The organism is Chitinophaga sp., assembly GCF_035564935.1.
Lineage (GTDB): Bacteria > Bacteroidota > Bacteroidia > Chitinophagales > Chitinophagaceae > Chitinophaga.
Genome location: NZ_DATMTE010000387.1, coordinates 1 through 8708, shown reverse-complemented (window position 1 = coordinate 8708; position 8708 = coordinate 1). Strand labels below are relative to the sequence as shown.

Below are 8708 nucleotides of genomic sequence, written 5' to 3'. Positions count from 1 at the left end.
GTGCTTATTGCCTGTAAACAGAAGCCGGAATCATTTATTAGCACAGCAAGGCTAAGCTCAGTTTACAACACTCATTGCCTGTAAAACAGCAGCCTGAATTACTTATTAAAGCAGTAAAGTATAGTCTTACAGTGCGGAAATCGCTTACCGGAAAAGGACCGGCCGGAATCAGGTATCCCCGATATTTAACGATTCTTTTAGCCGGAAACACCGGGCATTCCCGCAAAAATGCCTAAATTTCTATATCCGAAAATTTAAAAAATAACAGATAGCATGGATAAACTAAGTGCAGATATAAAGCAACTACCGCGCACATTTCTCCCGGAAGATTTTAAAGTAACTACCTGGGATACCCTGCAGCCTTACTTTGAAGCGCTGAAAGATAGAAATATTAATAGCGTAGCTGAGCTGGAAAAATGGCTTAAAGATATGAGCGAACTGGAAGCAGTTATCAGCGAAGATGCCTGCTGGCGGCAGATCCGAATGACCTGCGATATTACTGATAAATCACTTGAGGAAGCCTTCGCTTATTTCTGCATGGAAATTCAGCCCAAACTGCAGCCTTATGCGGATGCACTCAACAAAAAACTGTTGGAAAGCCCGTTCGTAAAGGAACTGGATCCGGACCTGTATAAAACCTATCTCCGTAACGTACAGAAACAGGTGAAACTGTTCCGGGAGGAAAATATTCCTATCCATGCGGAACTGAGCGTGATGGCCCAACAGTACGGCGTTATTGCAGGCAAAATGACCATCAAAGTAAATGACCGGGAATACACCCTGCAACAGGCTGCCAAATTCCTGGAGAACAGCGATCGCTCCCTGCGGGAAGAAGTGTTTACCAAAACAGGCGCGCGTCGGCTGGAAGACCGGAAAGCGCTTGACGACCTGTATACCGGGCTGATCTTAAAGCGCGACCAGGTAGCAAAAAATGCGGGCTTCGCTAATTACCGCGATTATAAATTTGAAGAACTGGGCCGCTTCGATTATACAAAAGAAGACGCCTTCCAGTTTCATGAAGCCATCAAGGCGCATATTGTTCCCTTAGTACAACAGATCCTGGAAAAGCAAAAAGAAAAATTGCAGCTGGATACATTGCGTCCATGGGATACAGAAGCAGAACCCGTTGGCGTAAAGCCACTGGAGCCATTCCACACAGGAGAAGAACTGGTAAATAAAGCCATTGCTACTTTTGATGAACTGGGTCCCTTCTTCGGGGATTGCCTGCGGGTGATGAAGAAAATGGGCCGGTTCGATCTTGAAAGCCGTAACGGTAAAGCGCCCGGCGGTTACAACTGCCCGCTGGCGGAAACAGGCGTGCCTTTCATTTTTATGAACGCAGCCGGACAAATGAAAGATCTTACCACTATGGTGCATGAAGGCGGTCATGCTGTACACTCATTCCTCAGTCATCACCTGGCACTCAGCGCCTTCAAGGAATATCCTATGGAGATAGCGGAAGTGGCCAGCATGAGCATGGAACTGTTTACAATGGATTCCTGGAATATTTTCTTTGACGACGAAACGGAGCTGCGCCGCGCACGTTTGCAGCAGCTGGAAAGGGCCATCACCATTTTCCCATGGATTGCCACTATTGATAAGTTCCAGCACTGGATCTACGAACACCCGCAGCATACCACGGAAGAACGTACTGCCAAATGGCTGGAAATACTGGGTGAGTTCTCCCCTGCCGTGGTAAACTGGAGCGGCCATGAAGATTACCGCGCCATTACCTGGCAAAAACAACTGCACCTGTTTGAAGTACCTTTCTATTATATAGAGTATGGTATTGCACAGCTGGGCGCTATTGCCATGTGGAAACAATTTAAGGAAAACAAAACACAGGCGCTCAATAACTACGTACAGGCGTTAAGTTTAGGGAATACCAAAACATTGCCTGAGTTATACAAAGCCGCAGGAATAAAATTTGATTTTTCTCCGGCCTATGTGAAGGAGCTGGCCGATTTCGTGAAGGCGGAAATAGAGAAGATATAATAAGAATGCCTTTGCTAATGTTACGCTCCGGCGGCATTAGCAAAGGCATTCTTTTATTTGCAGGATTTACAAACCCCACTCACCACTACTTCCACATTATGCGCGGCATAACCTTTAGGAAGCTGTATCTGCGGCACATCCGTTTCATCTAAACAAATGGTGTTGCCACATTCCTCGCACTTGAAGTGAATATGATGATCGTGGTGATCATGTTCCGAACATTCCGACTTGCATAAAGCGTAACGTACGGATGTATCTGTAGTAGGTATTTTATGAATGATCCCTTTATCAAGGAATGTTTGTAGCGTGCGATATACGGTTACACGGTCGAACGACTGGCCTGCCAGTTTCTCAAAATCGCTGTGTTCCAGCGCGCCGTTGCTTTTCATAAACAGTTCCAGGATCTTTGTCCGGGTTTCTGTTACACTCAGTTTGCTTTCACGCAGTATACTGGCAATTCGTTCTGTTATTTGTTGTTTGGTGCCCATGATGAAAAAACTTTATTCTTCCATTAAACGGTCTATGTCTTCAATCAATTTATTAACATCCTGGTTTTTTGTGCCTTCGTACAAACCACGGATCTGTCCTGTTTTATCTACCAGGGCAAACCATTGTGTATGCACAAAATCTTCTTCCCCGGTATATACGCCGTCGTCTACCAGGTACGCCTGCCTGGCCATCCGGTAAAGTTGTTTCTTATCGCCGGTAAGGAACCACCAGTTTTTGGAATCGGCGCCATGTTTGGCGGCATATGCTTTCAGAACGGGTACGCTGTCGTGTTCCGGGTCTACCGTATGGGAAAGGATCAGGAAGTTGGGATTGTCTTTATACTTCGCATATACTTTGTCCATATTGGCATTCATCTTCGGACAAATACCGGTGCAGGTGGTAAAAAAGAACTCAGATACGTAAATTTTGCCCTCAACATCTGCCTTTGCTTTAGTATGGCCGTCCTGGTCCGTAAAGGAAAATCCGGGAACAGTGTGTCCGGGCGCTCCCAGAACGGGCAGTTTGTCTTTCCCAAAGAAGGTGCCTGTTTCCCCTTTGATAACATAACCGGCATAGCCCAGGAAACCCGCGCTCAGCACTACAAAAAATGAAATCAGTATAATTGCTTTCTTCGACATAGGTATAATCCCCTGTTTAATTCAATACACAAAGGTAGCACATAGTTAACAGATGCCCATCAGTGCCGGCTACCTGTTATTTTTTTAACACGACTGCAACATTTTACAATTTAGAAAATAAATTATCTGAATAAAGTAGTTATTTTAATTTGCAACATTGTTGCAAATTAACGTAGTTTTGTCCGGATAGAAAAACGGGAATATGGAAGTGAATATTTTAAAGAAGATGAGTTTGGACACCATTGGAATTGGGGCGTCTTTATTGTGTGCCGTGCATTGCGCCTTACTTCCCCTGCTGCTTACGGTATTGCCATTGATGGGATCGCATGTATTGGGGAATGAAAAACTGGAGTATGGCCTGTTGTCGTTTTCCTTTGGAATAGGATGCTGGTCGCTGGGCCGGGGATATTTCAGACAGCACCGGCGCATAGCGCCCCTGCTGATCTTTACCGTGGGATTTGCTTTATTGCTGGGCGGCCATTTTGGTTTTGCCGGCGGTTTCTGGGAACCGGTGATCATTTTTGCCGGTGCGGCAGGGGTAACGGGAGCGCATATATTAAACCTGCAGCGTTGCCGGCAATGTAATACAACAAAGCGTCATACAGCCGGCGATTTAAGGACAAAACAGCAGTTGCCGGTCAAAGGTTTGTAAACGTCAGAAACATACCTATAGCAATATAACTTATCACATATGGAGAAATTACCTGTTACGGTGCTGAGCGGATTCCTCGGCGCGGGGAAAACTACTTTGCTTAATCACGTGCTGCACAACCGCGAAAATCTTCGTGTAGCCGTTATTGTTAATGATATGAGTGAAGTGAATATCGATGCGCAACTGGTGAAAAATGAAAACACCTTGCACAAAACGGAAGAGCGCCTGGTAGAAATGAGCAATGGCTGTATTTGTTGCACTTTGCGGGAAGACCTGTTGCGGGAAGTAGCGGCACTGGCTGCAGAAAAACGGTTTGATTACCTGCTGATAGAATCTACCGGTATTTCAGAACCCATACCGGTAGCTCAAACCTTCTGCTACCAGGATGAAGTCAATGATATAGACCTTACTAAAGTAAGCCGGCTGGATACGATGGTGACAGTAGTGGATGCCTATAATTTTATCCGTGACTACAGCAGCATGTCGTTGCTGCAAGACAAAGGCTTAACGGACGACGCGGCCGACCGGCGCACTATTGTAAACCTGCTGACCGACCAGGTGGAATTTGCCAATGTAATTGTACTGAATAAATGTGATCTGGTATCAAAAGACCAACTGGGCAACCTGAAAGCGGTATTACGTAAACTAAACGCCACGGCCGGGATCGTGGAAAGTATCAAAGGCCGGGTACCGCTGAAAGAAATACTGAATACCGGTCTTTTTGATTTTGATACTACCTCGCAGAGCGCCGGCTGGCAAGCGGAACTGGAGAATGAACACACCCCTGAAACGGAGGAATACGGCATTTCCTCTTTTGTATATCGCAGCCGTAAACCCTTTCACCCGGAACGATTCTGGCAGTACATCAATGAACGATGGCCAGGCAATATTATCCGCAGTAAAGGGTTGTTCTGGCTGGCCTCCCGGCCGGATATTGCGGTGAACTGGAGCCAGGCGGGCGGCTCGCTGCGCGCCGAAAAGGCTGGCTACTGGTGGTGCGCCATCCCGCGCAAGCAATGGCAAATGGATCCTGAAACGTATGAACTCATTACCAGCCGCTGGGATGCACGTTTTGCAGACCGGTATAATGAACTGGTCATCATTGGTCAGGAGCTTGATACCCACGATATTATCATTGATCTCGACAGCTGCCTCTGCACAGCATCTGAAATCAAAGATTTTCATAAAGGTCATCTTTTTAAAGATCCTTTTCCTGAAATTTAGATTAATCTAAAAAATAATTGAGACAAGTATAAAAAATAGAAGATAGTTTTGTGAAAATTGGAAGTGTAATCCATGTTACTATCCGTGAAAACACTATGCTGAGTTTAAAACCTACATTTCGTACGCATGAAACAACTATCTACTTTACTATTTTTATTACTATTATTCGTAGCTAACGCATATGCCCAGCAAGGTATGGTGAAAGGTACAATTGTTAACAAAGACGGGAAGCCCGTACAGTTTGCCAACATTGCCATTCCCGCGCTGCATACCGGCGCTACCGCCGATCAGCAGGGACTTTTTACCATTAAAAACCTGGCAGCAGGTACTTATGATATCAAAATATCAATGGTAGGATACCAAACAGTTAAATTGAAGAAACAAATCACAGCAGAACAGGCAACAATATTGAATGTTACGCTGGAAGAAGACCTGTCGAAGCTGGAAGAAGTAGTAGTAACCGGTGTTTCCCGCGCTACCGCTGTCAGGAAAAATCCTATACCCATTGCCGTTATTGGTAAGCGTGAAATGAACATGAACGTAAACAATAACATCATTGACGCTATTATCAAAGGAGTGCCGGGTGTAAGTGCGGTAACCACCGGCCCTAATATTTCAAAACCATTTATCCGTGGACTTGGGTACAACCGTGTGCTTACACTGTTTGACGGTGTGCGGCAGGAAGGACAGCAATGGGGCGACGAGCACGGAATTGAAATAGACCAGTACGGAATTTCCAGGGCGGAAGTGGTGAAAGGCCCTGCCAGTCTTACCTACGGCTCAGACGCCCTGGCCGGTGTTATTAATATGATCCCCGATATCCCCGAACTAACGCCAGGCAAATTACAAGGTAGCTTCCTTACAGATTACCACAGCAATAACGGTATGATAGGCTCATCGCTGGGACTGGCTTACCGGCAAAACCACTGGAAGTATGTATTTCGCGGCACTGCAAAAGCTGCGCACAACTACCGTAACAACGTGGATGGATTTGTATATGGCACCGCATTCCGGGAATATAACCTCACTGCGCTGGCAAGGGTCGATAAATCGTGGGGATATTCCCAGTTTGGTGCTACGCTTTATGATAATACCCAGGAAATCCCCGATGGCAGCCGGGATTCCCTGACCCGGAAATTTACGAAGCAGGTGAAGGAAGATGATGATATAAAAGATCGTCCGCTGGTGCCCAACAATGAGCTGCGTACCTACACCATTAATCCATTGCATCAGCATATCCAGCATTACCGGGTGTATAACCGTTCCAAATGGAACCTGGGTTCCGGTGATATTAATACGATGATAGGCGTACAACAAAGTATCCGCCGGGAATATAATCACCCTGAGATGCCTGCGCAGCCTGGATTGTACGTGGTGCTGAATACCCTGAACTATGATGTGCGCTATAATCTGCCTGTTTTAAATGGCCTGGAAACAACTGTTGGGGTAAATGGAATGTACCAGCAGAACAGGAGCAGGAACGGAACCGATTTTCCTATTCCCGACTACAACCTGTTTGATATAGGCGGGTTTGTTTTTGCCCGGAAATCTTTTGGTAAGGTAGATGTATCCGGTGGTATCCGCTACGATAGCCGCTCTATTCGCTGGAACGACTTCTATGTTGGCCCCAATAAGGAAAATGGATTTGAGCAGCATGCGCAGTTGCCGGATACCGCAGGGGCACATCTGCAGTTCCCTTCTTTCAGTAATCAGTATACGGGCATTTCCGGCAGCCTGGGTGCTACCTGGAACATCAGCGAACGGGTGCTGGTAAAAGCCAATATTGCCCGGGGGTACCGTGCACCGAATATTACAGAGATCGGCTCCAATGGCCTTGATCCGGGCGCGCATATTGTATACCTTGGCAACCGTGGGTTTAAACCGGAATTTAGTTTACAGGAAGACATTGGGGTGCAGGCGTGGCTGCCAGATGCAGATATCAGCCTGGAGTTGTTTAATAATAATATTGAGAATTATATCTACCAGGCAAAACTGTACGATGATGCCGGGAACCCTGTGGTAATAGTGCCAGGGAACGCTACCTATAAGTACCAGCAATCTGCAGCCCGGCTGTTTGGAGCGGAGCTGACCGTAAATCTTCACCCGAGGGATATTGCCTGGCTCACTATGAATAACAGCATGTCTTATACACAGGGACGTAACCGGAATACGGAGCTGATCAGCAAGTATGGAAACGAGGCGCGTTATTTACCGTTTATACCTCCAACGCATATACGCAGTGAGCTGAAAGCTGCCACTCAGCGTAATTACGGGGTATTCACCAAAGCATATGCCCGCGTGGAAGCGGATATCATTGCCGATCAGCCACATTTTTACGGAGTGGACGACACCGAAACATTTACACCGGGATATACTCTTTTTAATATTGGCGCCGGCACCGGGATCCTTAATAAGAAAGGGAAAACGGTTTGCGAAATATTCCTGCAGCTGGATAATGTTGCCAATGTGGCCTACCAGGCCAACATGAATCGGTTGAAATATTTTGAGTATTACAGCTCCTCCCCTAACGGACGGTTGGGGATTTATAATATGGGAAGAAATTTCAGTGCAAAAGTGATTGTTCCTTTTTAAACAGGGTTACCAGAGTTTGAGCCCCATTTTAATACCTATATGGAGACTGGGCAATACGCTTACCATTTTCCCGTCGTTCAGGGATACTTTGTCTTCGTCGAAATGATAGGTATTATATTTATAGATCTTACTGCGAATGCCTACACCGATAAACGGGTCAAGAATGAAGCGGTCTTTTTTGAACTGCCGGCCTACCAGCAGCTGCAAACCTATTACGGTTTTATCTCCGGAGTTGGTGTAGGTAACATTCCCCACCGTATTATCTTCGTTAGGATAGAAAACTTTTTTAACGAATACCACAGGTTCAAAATAGGTACCGGCTGCCCGTGAAGGCGACATTTCCTGTGAAATAAGGTACAGGCGGGCGCCTACCCTGAAGCCGAGTCCCCGGCCATCCACAAACTGTTCTGTACTGATGTCTGGTTTCTTCTGACCGATGTCGATCTTTTTAGCCAGCACATAATCCGGATAGTCGGTATAAATACCACTGATACCAAACTCAAGACTGAATTTGTCGGTTATTTCCTGTTCCAGGTAAATATCGAGTTCATTAATTAAGGTGGTAGGATTTACTTTGAGAAAGGTGTTTTTGCCCAGTTGTTTCTTACCATCCTGTGCGAAGGACGATAAAAAAAACGAACAGGATAACCATATTAACAGCAGTGTCTTTTTCATACAGTTGTAAGGGTTAGACTGGCTTTAAAACCTCCATCCAGGCGTGTATTAGCTTTCAGAACCGGTCAATAATCGTTCCACAATTACCGGAAACCATTGATGTTCCAGCGCCTGAACTTTGCGTGCTACAGACTCAGGTGTATCTTCCGGCGTAACGATAATACGTTCCTGCAGGATCGTTTCGCCATCATCATATTTTTCATTTACGAAGTGGATAGTGATGCCGCTTTCTTTTTCCCCTGCAGCTATCACGGCTTCGTGTACAAAATGACCGTACATGCCTTTCCCGCCAAATTTTGGCAGCAGGGCCGGGTGAATATTGATAATGCGGTTAGGAAAAGCCTGTACCAGGTTGGCAGGAATTTTCCATAAAAAGCCGGCCAGCACTACCAGGTCGATCTGCAGTTCCTTTAATAACAGGATATATTTATCTGAATGGAAAA

General features: G+C 45.9%; 8 protein-coding genes. 4 read left to right on the top strand and 4 right to left on the bottom strand.

All coding sequences use genetic code 11. The features are described 5' to 3' along the window. The first annotated feature begins 273 nt into the window (after positions 1-273). Positions 274-1995, top strand: a complete 1722-nt coding sequence (locus tag VN105_RS10230) for a M3 family oligoendopeptidase (protein WP_325640474.1) — start codon at positions 274-276, stop codon at positions 1993-1995. 53 nt (positions 1996-2048) lie between these two features. Here VN105_RS10230 and VN105_RS10225 read toward each other — a convergent pair whose 3' ends face one another. Continuing rightward, positions 2049-2483: a Fur family transcriptional regulator gene (locus tag VN105_RS10225; protein WP_325640472.1), complete on the bottom strand. Its 435-nt coding sequence runs from the start codon at positions 2481-2483 to the stop codon at positions 2049-2051. Between the two features lie 12 nt (positions 2484-2495). Further along, positions 2496-3122 carry an SCO family protein gene (locus VN105_RS10220; protein WP_325640470.1) on the bottom strand — a complete coding sequence of 209 codons (627 nt, stop codon included), beginning with the start codon at positions 3120-3122 and terminating at the stop codon, positions 2496-2498. 202 nt (positions 3123-3324) lie between these two features. Here VN105_RS10220 and VN105_RS10215 point away from each other — a divergent pair, with 202 nt between their 5' ends. The 3 genes from VN105_RS10215 to VN105_RS10205 all read left to right on the top strand — a co-directional run bounded on the left by VN105_RS10215 (position 3325) and on the right by VN105_RS10205 (position 7590). After that, a complete protein-coding gene (locus VN105_RS10215) occupies positions 3325-3774 on the top strand; it encodes a MerC domain-containing protein (RefSeq protein WP_325640468.1) in 450 nt (149 codons plus the stop codon). A gap of 39 nt (positions 3775-3813) precedes the next feature. Then, positions 3814-4998 carry a GTP-binding protein gene (locus VN105_RS10210; protein ID WP_325640466.1) on the top strand — a complete coding sequence of 395 codons (1185 nt, stop codon included), beginning with the start codon at positions 3814-3816 and terminating at the stop codon, positions 4996-4998. Positions 4999-5124: 126 nt separating this feature from the next. After that, complete coding sequence (locus tag VN105_RS10205; RefSeq protein ID WP_325640464.1) at positions 5125-7590, top strand: TonB-dependent receptor; 2466 nt, start codon at positions 5125-5127, stop codon at positions 7588-7590. Between the two features lie 6 nt (positions 7591-7596). Here VN105_RS10205 and VN105_RS10200 read toward each other — a convergent pair whose 3' ends face one another. Further along, positions 7597-8265 (bottom strand): hypothetical protein, encoded by a 669-nt coding sequence (locus VN105_RS10200; protein ID WP_325640463.1) that lies wholly within the window; start codon positions 8263-8265, stop codon positions 7597-7599. A 48-nt stretch (positions 8266-8313) separates the two neighbouring features. Next, on the bottom strand, positions 8314-8708 hold a 395-nt coding region (locus VN105_RS10195), incomplete at its 5' end, for a formyltransferase family protein (protein WP_325640462.1).

Bases quoted from the DNA above. Each gene is read 5' to 3' on its own strand.
- VN105_RS10230 (WP_325640474.1), top strand. From the start codon at position 274: ATGGATAAACTAAGTGCAGATATAAAGCAACTACCGCGCACATTTCTC.
- VN105_RS10225 (WP_325640472.1), bottom strand. From the start codon at position 2,483: ATGGGCACCAAACAACAAATAACAGAACGAATTGCCAGTATACTGCGT.
- VN105_RS10220 (WP_325640470.1), bottom strand. From the start codon at position 3,122: ATGTCGAAGAAAGCAATTATACTGATTTCATTTTTTGTAGTGCTGAGC.
- VN105_RS10215 (WP_325640468.1), top strand. From the start codon at position 3,325: ATGGAAGTGAATATTTTAAAGAAGATGAGTTTGGACACCATTGGAATT.
- VN105_RS10210 (WP_325640466.1), top strand. From the start codon at position 3,814: ATGGAGAAATTACCTGTTACGGTGCTGAGCGGATTCCTCGGCGCGGGG.
- VN105_RS10205 (WP_325640464.1), top strand. From the start codon at position 5,125: ATGAAACAACTATCTACTTTACTATTTTTATTACTATTATTCGTAGCT.
- VN105_RS10200 (WP_325640463.1), bottom strand. From the start codon at position 8,265: ATGAAAAAGACACTGCTGTTAATATGGTTATCCTGTTCGTTTTTTTTA.